The organism is Pseudomonas sp. E6002, assembly GCF_013385565.1.
GTDB lineage: Bacteria > Pseudomonadota > Gammaproteobacteria > Pseudomonadales > Pseudomonadaceae > Aquipseudomonas.
Window position 1 is genome coordinate 1 of sequence record NZ_JACAPT010000035.1, and the last position, 16,834, is coordinate 16,834.

12 protein-coding genes are annotated in these 16,834 nt (G+C 60.4%); 4 read left to right on the forward strand and 8 right to left on the reverse strand.

The features are described 5' to 3' along the window. Window positions 1-117 precede the first annotated feature (117 nt). The 3 genes from HX815_RS26005 to HX815_RS26015 are packed head-to-tail and all read right to left on the reverse strand — an operon-like array spanning window position 118 to window position 2,576. Window positions 118-669 carry a GNAT family N-acetyltransferase gene (locus HX815_RS26005; protein WP_177029104.1) on the reverse strand — a complete coding sequence of 184 codons (552 nt, stop codon included), beginning with the start codon at window positions 667-669 and terminating at the stop codon, window positions 118-120. A 4-nt stretch (window positions 670-673) separates the two neighbouring features. Beyond that, on the reverse strand, window positions 674-1,135 hold the full coding sequence (locus tag HX815_RS26010) for an LEA type 2 family protein (RefSeq protein WP_003214086.1): 462 nt from the start codon (window positions 1,133-1,135) through the stop codon (window positions 674-676). Between the two features lie 13 nt (window positions 1,136-1,148). Continuing rightward, entirely contained in the window at window positions 1,149-2,576 is a 1,428-nt protein-coding gene (locus HX815_RS26015; protein WP_008431217.1) for a nucleobase:cation symporter-2 family protein, read from the reverse strand. 234 nt (window positions 2,577-2,810) lie between these two features. Here HX815_RS26015 and HX815_RS26020 point away from each other — a divergent pair, with 234 nt between their 5' ends. Further along, entirely contained in the window at window positions 2,811-4,436 is a 1,626-nt protein-coding gene (locus tag HX815_RS26020) for a methyl-accepting chemotaxis protein (protein ID WP_003214083.1), read from the forward strand. A 163-nt stretch (window positions 4,437-4,599) separates the two neighbouring features. On the opposite strand, the gene HX815_RS26025 is transcribed toward HX815_RS26020, so the two are convergent. The 5 genes from HX815_RS26025 to HX815_RS26045 form a co-directional block, all read right to left on the reverse strand. Next, a complete protein-coding gene (locus HX815_RS26025; protein WP_177029105.1) occupies window positions 4,600-5,577 on the reverse strand; it encodes a D-glycerate dehydrogenase in 978 nt (325 codons plus the stop codon). Further along, window positions 5,577-6,872 (reverse strand): MFS transporter, encoded by a 1,296-nt coding sequence (locus HX815_RS26030; RefSeq protein WP_177029106.1) that lies wholly within the window; start codon window positions 6,870-6,872, stop codon window positions 5,577-5,579. The genes HX815_RS26025 and HX815_RS26030 overlap by 1 nt, the downstream gene beginning before the upstream one ends. 55 nt (window positions 6,873-6,927) lie before the next feature. Beyond that, on the reverse strand, window positions 6,928-7,872 hold the full coding sequence (locus HX815_RS26035) for a sugar kinase (protein ID WP_177029107.1): 945 nt from the start codon (window positions 7,870-7,872) through the stop codon (window positions 6,928-6,930). Then, complete coding sequence (locus tag HX815_RS26040; RefSeq protein WP_177029108.1) at window positions 7,865-8,647, reverse strand: sugar phosphate isomerase/epimerase; 783 nt, start codon at window positions 8,645-8,647, stop codon at window positions 7,865-7,867. The genes HX815_RS26035 and HX815_RS26040 overlap by 8 nt, the downstream gene beginning before the upstream one ends. Before the next feature lie 88 nt (window positions 8,648-8,735). Further along, a complete protein-coding gene (locus tag HX815_RS26045) occupies window positions 8,736-9,794 on the reverse strand; it encodes a LacI family DNA-binding transcriptional regulator (RefSeq protein WP_003214073.1) in 1,059 nt (352 codons plus the stop codon). A 277-nt stretch (window positions 9,795-10,071) separates the two neighbouring features. On the opposite strand from HX815_RS26045, the gene HX815_RS26050 reads away from it, so the two are divergent. The 3 genes from HX815_RS26050 (at window position 10,072) to HX815_RS26060 (ending at window position 16,738) form a co-directional block, all read left to right on the forward strand. After that, the gene (locus HX815_RS26050) at window positions 10,072-12,063 is read left to right on the forward strand and encodes a hypothetical protein (RefSeq protein ID WP_177029109.1); all 1,992 of its coding nucleotides are present in this window, start codon (window positions 10,072-10,074) and stop codon (window positions 12,061-12,063) included. Window positions 12,064-12,207: 144 nt separating this feature from the next. After that, window positions 12,208-14,238 carry a hypothetical protein gene (locus HX815_RS26055; protein ID WP_177029110.1) on the forward strand — a complete coding sequence of 677 codons (2,031 nt, stop codon included), beginning with the start codon at window positions 12,208-12,210 and terminating at the stop codon, window positions 14,236-14,238. Between the two features lie 232 nt (window positions 14,239-14,470). Next, window positions 14,471-16,738: an autotransporter outer membrane beta-barrel domain-containing protein gene (locus tag HX815_RS26060; RefSeq protein ID WP_177029111.1), complete on the forward strand. Its 2,268-nt coding sequence runs from the start codon at window positions 14,471-14,473 to the stop codon at window positions 16,736-16,738. The last annotated feature ends 96 nt before the right edge of the window (window positions 16,739-16,834 follow it).

Here is a 16,834-nt window from a genome sequence, read left to right on the forward strand (position 1 = left end):
CGAGTGGTGGGGCAAGAGCGTTTTGCTTACTTTTGCGCTCTTCAAAAGTGAGCCGCTGTAAGAGCGGAACCCCTATCAGCCGTTACCCAAATAACGGATATACACCCAAAACCCACCTCAGCCCCGCCGACTCCTCAGCCATTCCTCCCGGGTAATCTCCCAGATATCCTTGGGCAAACTCCCAGCGACAAACTGCCCCTCATCGGTCCTGACCAACCGCATCCCCGTCCGCTCGGAAATCCTGCGAGACGCCACGTTCGGCGCCGCCTTGGGCACGCGCATCACAGGCCGCTCCAGCACCTCAAACCAATACTCAGTCACCGCCGCACTGGCCTCGGCCATCAACCCCTGGCCCTGCCACTGCGGCGCCAGCCAAAAGCCGCGGTTGTTGTCCACCTCATCCATCAGGCTGACATTACCAATCAACACCCCAGGCGCGCTTTTCAGGCGGATCGACCAATGCCACTCCTCACCCCGAGCCATCGCCGGCAATGCAACCTGCTCCAGATAGCTGCGCGCACCATCCGCCGGGTACGGCCAGGGCACCAGGGCATTCAGGTAACGCACCACTTCCCAGTGCGGAAATTGCTGCTGGACACCCTCGGCATCCTCCAGCGTCAACGGCCGCAGGATCAGCCGTTCGGTATACAGCGTAGGTTGCGCATCCATGTCGTTACCAAGTGGCAGTGTTGGGAAAGTCCAGGGTCCCGCGATCCACAAAACGCATGGTGCCGAACAGGCCACCCGCGAGTTTCCCGCGCAACACGTACGGCAGGTTATTCAAACTCTGGGTCTGGCTCAAGCCAAGGGTCTGGCGCAAAACGGAAAACGCCGAAACGCTCACCGGCACCGTCAGCACCGTCTCCGAAAAGCGTGGGATCGAGCCACCCTGGTCACTCACCCCGGACGCCAGCGGCCGGCCATTGACCTCCAGGTCCAGGGCCACGCCGCTGTAGTCGATCGCGGTTTCATTGGGGTTCTGTATGCGCAGTTTCACCGCGAAACGCACTTCCAGGTCCTGGCTCTGCAGCGGCTCGATGCCCACCACGTTGATGTTCACCGGGTCGCGATTGGGAAACAGCGCGCACGCGCTCAGGGTGAGTAGCAGCAGTGACAAAACCATGAGCTTGCGCATAAAACGGGTTCTCCTATTTCGTGACGTCCGGGTCCTGCATCACTTTGAGGGTGGAGGCTTCCGGATCAAATTCATCTTCTTCCAGTTCTATGAACTCCTCAGGCAGGAAGATGTTCAGCACGATAGCGCAGAACGCCCCCACGGTGATTGGCGACTCGAAGATGTTGTGCAGTGCCTTGGGCAGCTCGCGCAGTACTTCCGGCACTGCTGCCACACCCAGGCCCATGCCCAGGGAGATCGCCACGATCAGCACATTGCGCCGGTGCAGCCCGGCTTCGGCGAGGATCTTGATCCCGGCCACGGCCACGGTGCCGAACATGATCAGCGTGGCGCCACCGAGTACCGGCTTGGGCATCAGTTGCAACACCGCGCCGATCATCGGGAACAGCCCCAGCAGCACCAGCAGCCCGGCAATGAAGTACGCCACATAACGGCTGGCCACGCCGGTCAACTGGATCACCCCGTTGTTCTGGGCGAAGGTCACCATCGGCAAGCTGTTGAAGGTGGCCGCCATCACCGAGTTGAGGCCGTCGGCCAGCAGGCCGGACTTGATGCGCTTGATGTACAGCGGGCCCTTGACCGGCTGTTGCGAGATCATCGAGTTGGCGGTCAGGTCACCGGCGGCTTCCAGGGGCGAAATCAGGAAGATCACCGCCACCGGGATAAACGCCACCCAGTCGAACGAAAAACCGTACTTGAACGGCACCGGTACGCTGATCAGTGGCAACTGGGGCAGGGCGCCCAGGTCGACGCGGCCCATCCACCAGGCCACCACAAAACCCAGGGTCAGGCCGATCACGATCGAACCCAGGCGCAGGAACGGGTTGTTGAAGCGGTTGAGCACCACGATGGTCAGCAGCACCAGGGCCGCCAGGCCCATGTTGCCGGCGGCGCCCAGGTCGCTGGCGCCATAACCGCCGGCCATGTCGGTGACGGCCACCTTGATCAGCGACAAACCCATCAAGGTAATGATGGTGCCGGTGACCACCGGGGTGATCAGCTTGCGCAGCTTGCCGATGAACTGGCTGAGCACCACTTCGATAAACGCCGCGAAAAAGCAGATGCCGAAGATCGTCGACAGGATCTCATCGGTGCCGCCGCCCCGGGCCTTGACCATGAAGCCGGCACTGAGGATCACGCTGATAAACGAAAAACTGGTGCCTTGCAGGCACAGCAGGCCCGAACCCACCGGGCCGAACTTGCGGGCCTGCACAAAGGTGCCGAGCCCGGACACAAACAACGCCATGCTGACCAGGTACGGCACTTCGCTTTCCAGGCCCAGCACGCCGCCGACGATCAGCGTCGGGGTGATGATCCCGACAAAGCTGGCCAGCACGTGCTGCAGGGCGGCAAATATCGCCGCGCTGAAGTGCGGACGGTCGTCGAGGCCGTAGATCAGGTCGGATTTATAACGGGGGCGAGGGGTTTGAGTGTCAGACAAAATACGGGCCCGGGTAGGAAAAAGGAGGCGCAGGATGCCAGAAAGTGCCAGTTGTCAGAAGTGTGAAAAAATATTTCGAAACATCCCCCATTAAATCCTCAAGCCGGCCGATAACGTTGTAGGCACCACATACCTATTAAAACAGTGGCGCCGTAAGGTCAGAGCAGCGCGTTGACGCTGACTGACCGTGTCGCGGCAGGGACGCGCGCAGCCACTACTTCTGAGAGCGCACCTATGTCCCTCCGTAACCTGAATATTGCCCCCCGAGCTTTCCTTGGTTTTGCGTTCATTGCGTTGCTTGTGGTTATCCTGGGGGTGTTTGCGGTCAACCGCATGACGCTGATCCGCCAGGCCTCGGTCGACATGGGAACCAACCAGTTACCCAGCGTGAAGTACCTTGGCAACATTACCGAAAACGTGTTGCGCCTGCGCATCCTGTCCTTCCGCATTCTGATCAACCGCGAGCCGGCCGCCGTGCAGGACGCCAAGGAGCGCTCGGCCATTCTGGTGGACAAGGTCAAGGTGGCCCAGGCCGCCTATTCGGCCTTGCCTGCCGAGGGCGAAGAGGCCAGCGTCTACAAAGCCTTTTCCGCGACCCTCGACAGCTACCTGACCGCCCAGGCCGAGATGATGTCGCTGTCGCAGCAAAACAAGGTCGAGGAGATGCGTACCCTGATCAATACCCGGATCAAGGACGGCACCGACCTGATGGGCGAGCAGTTGAATAAACTGATCGCCATCAACAGCGCCGGGGCCGATCAGGCCAACGTCGCCGCCGAAGGCAGTTATTCCCAGGCTGTGACCGGGATCATCATCGTCGCCGTGGTGGCAGCCTTGATGACGGTGTTGCTGGCCTGGCTGCTGACCCGCAGCATTGTCGCTCCGCTGCAAAAGGCGGTCAGTGCTGCCGAATCCATCGCCGGCGGCAACCTGAGCAAACCCATCGAAGTCGACGGCAAGGACGAACCGGCCCGCCTGCTCGGCGCCCTGGCCGCGATGCAGAACAACCTGCGCCAGACCATCCAGCACATCGCCGGCTCAGCCACGCAGTTGGCCTCCGCCGCTGAAGAGCTCAGCGCCGTCACCGAAGAAGCCTCCAAAGGCCTGCAACAGCAAAACAACGAAATCGACCAGGCCGCCACCGCGGTCAACGAAATGACGGCCGCCGTGGAAGAAGTGGCGCGCAACGCGGTGTCCACCTCCGAGGCGTCCAGCCAGTCCAACCAGGCTGCGCGGGAAGGGCGCGACCGAGTGGTGGAAACCGTCGGCGCGATCCAGACCATGACCCAGGACGTGCAAAACACCTCGGTGCTGATCGAAGGCCTGGCCACCCAGGGCCGTGATATTGGCAAGGTACTGGATGTGATTCGCGCGATTGCCGAGCAGACCAACCTGCTGGCACTCAACGCGGCGATTGAAGCGGCGCGTGCCGGTGAAGCCGGGCGTGGTTTTGCGGTGGTGGCGGACGAAGTGCGGGCCCTGGCCCATCGCACGGCGCAATCGACCCAGGAAATCGAGAAAATGGTCGCCGGCATTCAGAGCGGTACGGGTGAAGCGGTGCAGTCCATGCAGCAGAGCAACCAGCGCACCCAAAGCACCCTGGAAATGGCGCGGGCTGCCGGTGTGGCCCTGGAGCAGATCACCCAGTCCATCAGCCTGATCAACGAGCGCAACCTGGTGATCGCCAGTGCCTCGGAAGAACAGGCTCAGGTGTCCCGCGAAGTGGATCGCAACCTGGTGAACATCCGCGACCTGGCGACGCAGTCGGCGGCGGGTGCCAACCAGACCTCAGCCGCCAGTCACGAATTATCGCGCCTGGCGGTGGATTTGAACGGGATGGTGGCCAGATTCGTCATTTAATCTGAAATGCGATCAAAAATGTGGGAGCGGCGGTGCGACGATTCGACTTGCTCGCGAAAGCGGTGTATCAGTTGATGCATTCGGTGGCTGACACACCGCCTTCGCGAGCAAGTCGAATCGTCGCACCGCCGCTCCCACATTGGCTTCTGTGGTGCTTCAGGAATCAGTGTTTCCAGGCGGCTGGGTTCACCAGGTTCTTCGGCTTCTCACCGGCCAGCGCCGCCAGCAGATTGTCCACCGCACACTTGGCCATCGCCTCCCGCGTCTCATGAGTCGCTGAACCGATATGCGGCGTCGCCACCACATTGCTCAAGCGCAACAACGGCGAATCATGCTGCAGCGGCTCGCGCACAAACACATCCAGTCCCGCTGCGCGTATCGTGCGCTGTTGCAACGCCTCGATCAGCGCCGCCTCGTCCACCACCTTGCCTCGGGAGATGTTGATAAAAATCGTCTCCGGGCCCATCAACGCGAACTCTTCAGCACCGATCAAACCTTCGGTTTCAGCCGTCAGCGGCAAGGTCAGGCACACAAAATCGGCTTCCCGGAGCAGGTCCGGCAGGCTGCGGTATTGCGCGTCAAACCGCGCCTCCACTGCAGGTTTTGGCGAGTGGCTGTGGTAGATCACCGGCATGCCGAACCCGAAGTGCCCACGCTGGGCCAATGCTTCACCAATCCGCCCCATGCCGATAATGCCCAGGGTCTTGCCATGCACGTCGCTGCCGAAATGCAGCGGGCCGATGTTCTGGTTCCAGTTGCCGGCGCGCACCATATTGGACAGCTCCACCACTCGCCGGGCGGTCGCCAGGATCAGGGCGAAGCCGGTATCGGCGGTGGTTTCGGTCAGTACGTCGGGGGTATTGCTGAGCAGGATGCCGCGCTCGGTCAGGTAGTCGATATCGTAGTTGTCGACACCGACCGACACGCTGGCCACCGCCTCAAGGTTTGGCGCCAGATCCAGCAGTTTGGCATCCAGGCGCAGGCTGGCACCGAGCAAGCCCTGAGCGGTCGGCAAGGCTTCACGCAGTTTGGCCAGGCCGCTTTCATCCAGCGATTCAATAAGCGTGATCTGGGCCTGTTCATGCAGGCGGGCCATCAGCGGTGCAGAGAGTTTCTTGTAGAGCACGACAGACTTTTTCATCAGGTCTTTACCTTCAATTCAAGGGAGTGCAGCGGGGCGCGCTCGCGGTCGCTGGCGCCGGGCTTGAGAAAGATCGTCAACACCACCGACACCAGCAGCGCACCACTCATCAGCAAGTACGAGGCGCCGGGCGATCCGGTGCTGCTGTTGAGGTAGCCCACCAGGTACGAACCGCCGAACGAACCGAGGGCGCCCATGCTGTTGATCAGCGCCATGGCGCCGCCGGCGACGTTGGCCGGAAGGATCTCGGGGACGATTGCGAAAAACGGCCCGTACGGCGCGTACATACAGGCCCCGGCGATCACCAGCAGGGTGTACGACCACCAGAAGTGTTCGGCGCCGAGCACGTAGGACGCATAAAACGCGATGGAGGCGATCAGCAACGGTGGCCACACAAAACGTTTACGTTTTTGCAGTTTGTCCGAGCCCCAGGACACCGCCAGCATGCCGATCACCGCCGCCAGGTACGGCAGCGCCGAGAGCCAGCCGGCCTCGACCATGTCCATTTTCAGGCCGGCCTTGAGGATCGACGGCAGCCACAGCACGAAGCCATACACGCCAATGCTCCAGCAGAAAAACTGCAGCGCCAGGATGATCACCTTGGGTGAGCGAAAGGCCTCGGCGTAGTTCTTTACCGCCTTGATGCCCACTTGTTCTTCGGCGAGGGCGGTTTCCAGGTCTTTTTTATGCTGGGCGCTCAGCCATTTGGCGTCGGCGGGTTTTTCATCCGCCAGCTTCCACCAGATAAACGCCCACAGCACCGCCGGCAAACCTTCGATGATAAACATCCAGCGCCAGCTGAAATGCTGTACCAGGTAGCCCGAGACCACCGACATCCACATCATGGTCACCGGGTTGCCGAGGATCAGGAAGGTGTTGGCCCGCGAGCGTTCTGCACGGGTGAACCAGTGGCACAGGTACACCAGCATCGCCGGCATCACGGCGGCTTCGACCACCCCGAGCATGAAGCGGATCACGATCAGCATGTAGGCGTTGGACACCATGCCGGTCAGGGTGGCCAGGCCGCCCCACAGGATCAGGCTGACGAAAATCAGCTTCTTCACGCTGCGTTTCTGCGCGTAGATCGCACCGGGCACCTGGAAGAAAAAGTAGCCGAGGAAGAACAGCGCGCCGAGCAATGACGACATGCCCGGGGTGATCATCAGGTCTTCGGCCATCCCGGAGGCGGCGGCAAAACCGTAGTTGGCGCGGTCCAGGTACGCCAGGCTGTAGGTGATAAACACGATGGGCATGATGTACCACCAACGGCGGGTGGCGAGTTTCAACGGTTCCATAAGGTTGCTCCTGAGCTTGTTGTAGTTGTGGCAACAGGTAACTCGGTGATGCTGATTAACCGGCTTTCTGGGTGTGGGGCAGATCGGTCCTGAACGGCAAGCCTTCCATGTCGCCACGGCTCTGCACCGCGCGGCTGCCGATCCAGTTGCCGCGCTGCACGGCTTCGCTGAAGCTCAGGTTTTCCAGGAGCGCGCTGATCATGCCCACGGCAAATCCATCGCCGGCGCCGACCGTGTCGACCACCTTGGCCACTGGCACGGCGGCGACAAACCCCTGGTCCAGCTGGGTGCGGTAATACGCGCCGTGGGGCCCGAGCTTGATGGCCACGGCTTCCACGCCCTGGTCCAGGTAAAACGCGGCGATGTCGGCCGGGTCTTCAAAGCCGGTGAGCAAGCGGCCTTCGCTCAAGCCCGGCAACACCCAGTCCGCCAGGCAGGCGAGGGCGTTGATTTCGCTGATCATGCGTTGCTCGTTCGCCCACAGGGACGGGCGCAGGTTCGGGTCGAAGGACACGCTGCGCCCGGCCTCGCGCATTTGCGTCATCAACTGGCGCGACAGGTCGCGGGTGGCATCCGACAGCGCCGGCGGAATGCCGGTGGCGTGCAGGTGCCGGGCTTGCAACAGCTCAGGCTTGATCGCCTCGACCGACAGATGGCTGGCGGCCGAGCCACGGCGGAAGTACTCCACCTGCGGATCATCGCCGGCTTCCTCGCGGGACTTGAGTTGAAAGCCCGTGGGGTGCAGCGGGTCCACCGCCACATGAGTGCAGTCCAGGCCTTCGTTCTGCAAGGTGTCCACCACGAAGCGCCCGAGGGAATCGGCACCCACGCGGCTCAGCCATGCGACGTTGAAGCCCAGGCGTGACAGGCCGATGGCGACGTTGCTGTCGGCGCCGGCAATGCGCTTGTGAAACTGGGCAACCTGGGACAGGTCGCCGGTCTGTTCGGCGACAAACATCGCCATGGTTTCACCAAACGACAGGATATCGATCTCAGACATGTGCGTTCTCCACGCGTGGCTGGCCGAGGACGGCGAGGGCGGCGACCTGCTGGGCGGTGACCTGCACCAGGTCATTGCCTTGCAGCGGAAATTCCACGGCCCGGGTAATACCTTGAGTCATGTGCTTGAGCAGTTGTTCCCACAGATGCAGGTCGGCGGCGCCCGGCGGCAGGGCCACCAGCTTGCCGTCGGCGCGGCGGGCCACCGCCTTGCAGTGCAGGTAATCCACGTGGCGGCCCAGCAGGCGTGCAGCGGTGGTCGCCGACTGGTCCTGCCATTGCCAGTTACCGATATCGAAGGTCATTTTCACCGGCACCGCCAACCGCTCGATTTCGTTGAAAAAGCGCTGCATCGGCTCGATGCGCCCGCCGTGCAGGGTCTGGTCGTTTTCCACCAACAGCTTGACCGGATGCCGGTTGAGCAGGGCGCTCAAACTGTCGAGGTCGTTGGTGTCGGTGAAATAGCCCAGGGAGACTTTCAGCCAGCGGGCGCCGAATGCCTGGGCGCGGTCGAGGGTGGCGGCCAGTTCGGCATTGGGCTGCGAGCGACCGGCCACCCAGAGTTCCAGGGGCGATGAGAACACGCACTCCAGGCCTTGATCGGCTGTAGCTTGCGCCAGCTCATGGGGTTGTTCGGTGGTCAGCAGCTCTTCGCGCCATTCGATGCGTTGCGCGCCGGCGGCAGCCAGCACCTCGACGAAACTCAACTGGCCTTGCTGGCGGACCAGGTCGGCGCCGTAACTGGAAAGGCTGATGGAGACGGGGTATTTATGCATTGTTGTGGACCTCTGAAACCGGTTTCATTTTTATTCGCAAAATAAACGTGTGGGAGCTGGCTTGCCTGCGATGGCGGCGGTCAGCCGCCTACTGCTTCGCCGGAGAAACCGTTATCGCAGGCAAGCCAGCTCCCACAAGGGATTGGGTCGAGCCCCGGATAATCAGTTGTGGCAAGAAATCCAGGGTGCGTGGGGGCTGGCTATCGCCGCGCAAACGCTTGAGTAAACAGTCAAACGCACTGGCGCCAATGGCCTCGGTGGGCTGGGCGAGGGCGGTGATGCCGTTGCCCACCAGCGGGTACCAGTCGAGGTCATCCAGGGCGATCAGGCCCACGTCATCAAACAGGTCGCAGCCTAGATTTTTCAACGCACGGGTACAGGCCAGTGCCGCGATTCCGTTGGCGCAGAACAACGCCTTGGGGCCGGATTTGCCTAGAAACTTTTGCAGACGCTGTTCCAGTTCGCCGTCCAACTCCAGTACGGCGCCGGTCAACGTCGGACGGTTGGTCATCTCCGCCTTGAAACTGTCCAGGCGCTCAAGCCGCGAGCTGGTGCCGTCGGTGGCTTCAGTCACCAACAGCAGGTCGCGATAGCCTTGCTGTTCCAGATGCTCCACGGCCATGCGCACCGCCACCGGGTTGTCCAGCCCTACCAGGTCGCTGTGCAGCGGTTCGACCTTGCGGTCCACCAGCACCAGGGGCATTTCCCGTTGCAGTTCCAGCAATTGGTCCAGGTGATGGCCGAGGGTATTCACGATCAGCCCTTCGATATTGTAGGCACGCAGGGCCGCCAGGTGCTGGCGCTCCTGCTCGTCATCGCGGTCGGTGTTGCACACCACCAGGCTGTAGCCGTGCTGGCGGCAGGCGGTTTCCACGCCATGCATCACGGCAATCGAATAGGGGTTGCGGATATCGGCTACCAGCATGCCGATCAGGCGGGTGCGCCCGCGTTTCAGGCCGCGGGCCATCTGGTTGGGGCGATAGCCCAGCTCATCGATGGCCTGCTCGATGCGCAGGGCGATGGCATCGGAGAGCAGGGCACGGTCGTCGCCGATAAAGCGCGACACGCTGGCCTTGGACACACCGGCGCGCTCGGCGACGTCCAGCATGGTCACGCGGCTGCGTTGGGCGGCGGAAAAAGTAGTCACGGCGGCGGGCCTTTCTTATTGGATTTATCTGGGTTCCAAGGCGAAACCAATTGCTGAAACCGGTTTCAGGAAACACCAAGTAGGAAATTTCGTCAAGCGCTGCTCAGTAACCGCCCTGGCAGCAAGGCCGAGCAAAAAGCGACGAATGGAGGGGGCTACCTGTTAATTCTGACAGTATCCGGCCGGAGGAATCGGGCGCTTAATTCTCTCAACGCCACTTGGTATACACACGCCGCCTGCCGGCAGGCCACTGTCCACCGTGTTGAGGATTAAACCCATGTCTGACGTCTCTGAATCCACTTACCTGATCAAACCCTTGGGCGCGGACGACGGGGGCACTGTGTTGCTGGACCCGATGGACATACCCGGCGTCGACAGTGGTGACCCCCGGGGCGTGATCCCGCGCTCGCGCCTGCAGGGCCCGCTGCAGGTCAACATTCCGATGTGGAACCCGCGACCCGAGCCGCTGCTGGATGAGCCGCACATCGTGCGCCTCCGCTGGGTGTGGGCGGGTGTCGATGAGGTGGTTGATTCGCGGCAGGTGTTTGGCCCGCCACCCCCTTTGCCAGCGGTGATCTCACTGGAGGTGCCCCTGTCACGATTGACTGATGAGGGCTCCGGCACCGCGCAACTCTACTACACGGTTCAGGACTCCTTTGGCGGCGTCAGTGTGCTGAATCCCAGGAGAACACTCACCATCGATCTGGACTCGCCTGAGTTACTGAACCCTCTGGATACTGTGGATTTTGTAGTTGCCCCGACCCCGAACGTCGATGAGCAATACCTGCTCGATAACGTGCCGGTGGCGTTCAATATTCCGTTCTACACCGTGCGCGCGGACAGGGACCGGATTGAATTCTACCTGTCCAACCGGGATAACCCGCCGCTAAGCGCGGCGGACGCCGAGTACGTGATCGCGTTAGCCTCAGACCCGCTGGTTGCTTACGTGGACCCCGATATTTTTCGCAGGTTGAACAACGGTGACGCCTATATTTTCTACCGCATTTTTGACGAGGCAGGCAATTTCAGCAGCCAGAGTGCCGGACTGCTGTTTCAGCTGGCACTGACGCCGTTGCCGAGCAACTTGCCGCGTCCGCAAATTCGGCCACCGGCATACGACGACAGCCTGATCAAGCGCGATGATGCACGTCGTGGCGTGTTCATGCGCATTGACCCCGCCTACGACGATTGGGCGCCGGGGGACCAGGTAATCGCCTATTGGAATGCCCGTCCGACAGTCCCGCAGCCGGTACTGAGCTTCCCTTGTGATGTGGAAATTCCATGGCTGACCCTCAGGGGGCCTGCGCCTGTACTGGTTCCCGAAGCGGCGGTGGTGCGCTACGAAATCATTCGCGGAGCCCTGCCTCCATTTCGTTCCTTATCGGAACGGTTCAATGTCGACCTGACGATTGCCGGCCAGGACCATCCCAATGCGCCCGCATTGCTTAACCCGACCCTGGCCAGCGTCACGGTGATAGGGCGCGGCTCCAAGACTCCCAATCAGCTCAATCATCTGGATCGTGGGTTGGCTGCCCAGGCATATGTTCCTTTGTTTGCAGATCCGGTTGCGGGTCAATTGCTCAGTCTGTTCTGGAACGGTGTTGGCCCGGTGGCCAGCCATCCCGTGCAGTTGGGGGAGGTAGGAGGGCAGTTGGTGTGGTTTACCGATATTCCCTGGAATCTGATCGAGGGGACGGTCAATCCACGTCTGCCGGTCCATTACCTCACCAGTAATGGGGTCAACGAACAACAGTCGCCGCCAACTTTTGTGAATGTCGATGTGACGGCGCTGATTGATTTTACTCCTCCGCAAGTTCAGCACACCCTGACTAGCGAGTATGTGACCTGTTGTTCTTCGCCTTCGCCTTTATATGGCGTGCATTGGTTGATTCCGGGCAATATCGGCCTGCAACTTAACGACGAGGTGCGTTTTCACTGGCAAGGCTATGCGCGTAATAACTGGGTTGATCCTATTGCTGGCACTGAATACGAAGAAACCATCCAAGTGCTGCAACCCCATATTGATAACGGTATTAAAGTTGTGGTGGAACCGTTCGACCGGACCTTGGAGCCTATGCGCGAATACGGTTCAGCTGTCGCCAGTTTCGAAGTGTGGCGCAACCTGGGCAAGGTGGGTGACTCCCGGCCAGACGTCAAGGGGAGCGGACATATCCGTGTCGACCTGACCTTTCCAACGGGTGGGTTTTGTAAACCCGGGGATGTCATTAGTTGCACCAGTGATGGAAAGGCAACGTTGGTCAAAGATTAAAGAACTGGGTGTATTTGTTGTTGTGCAGGGAATAGTCGGCGTGTGATAGGCGTGCAAGCGCTTTGTCTCGCGACGCGAACGGCTACGTCAATGGTAGGGAAGTGTGGGTGAGATGTAATTCGTCTTAATATCTGGAGACACGTAATGAAAAAGGACACGCTCGACTTTATCCGTAACTATGCAAAGAATCGAAGTGCCAATACGACTGGCGCCTTGCCTGATGGTATTCTTGAAGGTGAGGTGCCTGGCTACCCTGGATTGCTTTCACGGGAGTACAACCTGCGTGAGAATTTGAATTTCTCTATTCCACTATGGCCTGACGCCGATACCCATCCGTTTCTTGACGATCTTGTCAGTGTTTGGTGGAAAAATTTCGATGACACCGAGTGGGGCACGCCCATTTATAGGTTCACCGTTGTTGCCCCAGGGCCTGAGACAGTGGTGAACATTGCTCAAGGTCGGCGGCCCGCGGGGCGGTACCAAATCAAGTACGGAATTGAAGTACGTGGCGTTGACAACTATTCCGAATCAGATCCGCAGACCGTTATCGTTGACCTGACACCACCGTATGCCATTTCCCCCGATGCACCGCCGGCGCCGATTCCGCCTGCCGACCTGCCGACACCTGCCGACCGCGACTACTTTGAAAGCAAGCCCAATGAGTCTGCAGTGTTTACGATCCCGGATTATGTGGCGCATGGTCGGGCAGACGGCGATTGGGCGTATCTTTACTATAATGGCTCCGATACGCCCTATGCACCCAACCCGCCCGATCCTTCGCCACGCTGGAATCTGCCTGCGGACCTGAGCTTTCCATTGCCATTATCCGTGGTTGACGCCAATCCGGATGGCCTGCGCAATTTGCGGTATGAGTTGTTCGACGCGGCAGGGAATTGGGCGCGGCTTTCGACTGCCTACGAGATGGACGTGGGCCTGTTTCCAGCGCCCGAGAACCTGCTGGCCCCCCTGGTTGACCGAACCTCACCCCCCGGCGATGTATTGATTGATCGGGCGGACGTTGCGCTGGACGGCGGCATGATCGTGCGTATTCCTGAATATACGAACTTTCTGCGCGGCGTCGATGGAGATGAATTCCTCGTCACATTGAGGACAAGCATCACCACCGTTAACTTGGAGGCCCAGCCACTGGGCAACAGCCGTTTCCCGGCGGAGGTTTACGTTCCGTACAGGGTGCTGGAAATCCTGTATGGGGCCACTCGAGGGCTATTGCCGTTGACGGTTTCCTATGTGGTGCGGCGGCGGTCTGTCAACAACCCGGCGACACCGACCACCACCGTCAACCTGGACCTGTTTGTTGTCGGCCCCACTCCCATTGGCCCGGACCCGATCAACGATGACCTGCTGCCCGTAGTCGTGAACGGGGTGGACGCAACCGGTACCGAGGGCCCCGACGACGAACTGGAGCGCGACCACGCCAACCGGCCTGCAATTGCTCGGGTAACGTTATGGAGTACGGCACCCACACCGGATGCCAGCGACTTTACGATCCGCCTTTACTATTCGGGCGAACTCGTTGCTACCCAACCGGTGACTGGCGCCTCGGCTGGCCAGGTGATTCCGCTCTCAATCCCGTGGAGCTTCATTGAGCGTCATGGCAATGGCCGCAAGACGGTGTTCTACACCATTGCCCAAGGGGCCAGCACCAACCGCCAGTTTTCCCCTGAAACCACGGTGACGGTGAATGCCAACTTCAAAGAGCTTGCCCCGCCGGTGGTACGACATCTGTCGGACGCAGGGGCGATCAACTGCACTACGTTCAGGCCTGAAAATCCTCCCGGAAACGTTGTGGTGTTTATCCCGCCTTCGGAGCACTTTGAACTGAGGATGGTGGTTACGCTGCACTGGCAGGGCTACAGCGACAATGCAGGAATGGTAGCGGTCCCGGCAGCAGTGGGTCGTGTGGACTCCATACCGCTCACGCAAGCCATGATCAATTCTGGGTTCGAGTTGCTCCTTGGGCCCTATGAGACCATCTACAAACCCATCCAGCCCCACTCGGGTGCAAGGCTGGCCGGCTCCGCGCGGATCTGGTACACCATCAACCTGCCTGAAGGACCATTACCTTCCGATGAAGCACATCCTCTTGTTCGCGGGGTTCGGATAGGTGGAACGAATGGCTTTTTCTGCGACGGTACTGCCGTCCCGCTTCCTTGATACTTGTTTGAGCCCTATTGCCAAAGAGGAGCCTTGCTCCTCTTTGGCATTTTTGCCCTTGGGTCGACTACAAACTGCATTCACTTTCAGCACAGCACCTTGGGATTAGTCCTACAGATGTTGGGAACAGCTCTGGGTACCTTGGGCGCCGCTTGATTGGCAGGGTCCACACGCTTTTCGGAACCGGCCAGTTTTTTTCCGTAAAGGAACGCCAACCCAGAGGTCCGTAAAGATGTCAGCTCCATTCAATTTCAAACCAACTCCCTTAAGCCTTGCCTTCAAGGCCAAGGCCGTCACACTGCTGATGCTCATGGCGCAGCTGTCCGAAGCGCGTGTCGTGACCGGCCCGGATGAAATGGTGGGGCCTGGCCCGCGCCCTGACACTTTTGAATTGCGTGCAGGTTCCCGCCTGACGGTTCTGGGAGTGCCCACCCTGCAAATCACTGCCAATTCCGCAACCCTGATTGTCAATGCCGGCAGCAGCACCCGGGACATTGCCGCAATCAACTCCGACATCCGCATCGATGGTTCGGACGTCGTTGCGCGGGATTCGGCAAGGGCTGGGGTTCATGTCACGGGCAGCAACGTGCTGATCACCAACAGCAACGTTACCCACAACAACGGAACCGGGCTGGCAGCGGCCCGTTCCCTGGGCGCCACCAATGGTTCCAGCGTCACGGTCGTCAACAGTCACATCACCGGCAGCACCCGCGGTGCCTCGGCCAGTGCCCACAGTGTGCTGGACCTGACCGATTCGCGTGTCGAGGCGACCGCAGATGATGGCGTGGGTATCGAACTGTTCAATGGCCAGGCCCGTGCGTTCAATACCAGCATCGTTGGTGGAGACATTGGCGTGAAGATGGGCGTGGATAACGACCCGACTTTGGCCAGCAGCCTGATCCTCGACCGCTCGAGCGTCGAGGGCAAGACCGGTTCGGCGATTCAGGTCGGCTCGTTCAGGCCCGGGGAATCCACCCTTGCTGATATTCATGTACTCAATGGCTCCACGCTGACCGGCGCAAACGGTGTGCTGCTGGAAGTCATGAACGGCGCCACCGCCAACATGAACGTCGACCGCAGCTTCCTGGTCGGTGACGTGGTGGTCGAAGACGGCAGCACCGCCAGGTTGCAGCTCAACAATGGCTCCTGGCTCACCGGCAAACTGCAGAACGTCGCCGAGTTGAGCGTCAATTCAGCGTCCCACTGGATGCTGGTGGATGACAGTTCAGTCGGCGACCTGATCATGGGCGGCGGCACCGTGCACTTTGGCGGCGCCGATGAGTTCTTCCAGTTGGACGTCAACAGCCTGTCGGGTGACGGCAGCTATGTGATGCACACCGACTTCAGCACCGGCCAGACCGACTTGCTCAACGTCAACGGGGTCGCCACGGGCAACCACAGCCTGCTGTTGGCGGCGACCGGCTCCGAGTTGGCGAGTGCCTTGCCGATTCGCGTGGTGCACACCGAAGGTGGCGATGCGCACTTCTCGCTGGACGGCGACACCGTGGATGTGGGCGCCTATTCCTACGGGCTGAAGAAGGAAGACACCGACTGGTACCTCGACCCTAACCGTCGTGGCACCAGCAACAGCACCAAAACCGTAATGGCGTTGTTCAACACGGCCCCCACCGTGCTGTACGGCGAGATGTCCCTGCTGCGTACCCGCATGGGTGAGCTGCGTTTCAGCGACGGCCAGAGCAACGGGTTCTGGATGCGTGGCTACGGCAACAAATACGAGGTAGCCGGGAACAAGGACGGTGGTGGCTACACGCAAAACCAGCGTGGCCTGAGCCTGGGTGCCGATGCGCCATTGTCGGGCGGAGATGGCCAGTGGATGGCCGGTGTCATGGCGGGTCACAGCACGTCCGACATCAGCGCCAACACTTCCGGCAGCGGCAAGGTCAACAGCTACTACCTGGGGGGTTATGCCACCTGGATCGACGACGAGAGCGGGCTGTACTTCGACGGCGTGGTCAAGCTCAACCGCTTGCACAACGAGGTCAACGTGACCATGAGCGACGGCAAGCGTGCCAAGGGCAACTACACGCAGAATGCCGTGAGCGCATCGGCGGAAGTCGGCCGGCATATCAAGCTCGACGATGGTTACTTTGTAGAACCGTACTCGCAACTGAGCACAGCGATTATCCAGGCGCAAAGTTACGAGCTGGACAATGGCCTGCAGGCCAAGGGTGATCGCACCGCCTCCGTGGTGGGCAAGCTCGGCGTGACAGGTGGCAAGAATATCCAGCTGGAGAGCGGCGGGGTGCTGCAGCCCTACCTGCGTACAGCGTTGGCCCATGAGTTCAACCACAGCAACAAGGTCAAGGTGAACGACCAGCGCTTCAACAACGATGTGTTCGGTTCGCGTATTGAAGTGGCAGCGGGCGTGGCGATGTCGGTGTCGAAGAACGTCAAGCTGCACGCTGATATTGAACATGCCCAGGGCAAGAAGGTGGATCAGCCGTGGGGGGTTAATGTGGGAGTGCGTTACGACTTCTAGGAAACAGGGGTAAAGAAAAAGGAAGCCGAGGCTTCCTTTTTTTGTGGGTGGGAGTTTGGGGTTAAATGGATCTGTCCCCATCATTTTTTGATGAAT

Bases quoted from the DNA above. Each gene is read 5' to 3' on its own strand.
- HX815_RS26005 (WP_177029104.1), bottom strand. From the start codon at position 669: ATGGATGCGCAACCTACGCTGTATACCGAACGGCTGATCCTGCGGCCG.
- HX815_RS26010 (WP_003214086.1), bottom strand. From the start codon at position 1,135: ATGCGCAAGCTCATGGTTTTGTCACTGCTGCTACTCACCCTGAGCGCG.
- HX815_RS26020 (WP_003214083.1), top strand. From the start codon at position 2,811: ATGTCCCTCCGTAACCTGAATATTGCCCCCCGAGCTTTCCTTGGTTTT.
- HX815_RS26025 (WP_177029105.1), bottom strand. From the start codon at position 5,577: ATGAAAAAGTCTGTCGTGCTCTACAAGAAACTCTCTGCACCGCTGATG.
- HX815_RS26030 (WP_177029106.1), bottom strand. From the start codon at position 6,872: ATGGAACCGTTGAAACTCGCCACCCGCCGTTGGTGGTACATCATGCCC.
- HX815_RS26035 (WP_177029107.1), bottom strand. From the start codon at position 7,872: ATGTCTGAGATCGATATCCTGTCGTTTGGTGAAACCATGGCGATGTTT.
- HX815_RS26040 (WP_177029108.1), bottom strand. From the start codon at position 8,647: ATGCATAAATACCCCGTCTCCATCAGCCTTTCCAGTTACGGCGCCGAC.
- HX815_RS26050 (WP_177029109.1), top strand. From the start codon at position 10,072: ATGTCTGACGTCTCTGAATCCACTTACCTGATCAAACCCTTGGGCGCG.
- HX815_RS26055 (WP_177029110.1), top strand. From the start codon at position 12,208: ATGAAAAAGGACACGCTCGACTTTATCCGTAACTATGCAAAGAATCGA.
- HX815_RS26060 (WP_177029111.1), top strand. From the start codon at position 14,471: ATGTCAGCTCCATTCAATTTCAAACCAACTCCCTTAAGCCTTGCCTTC.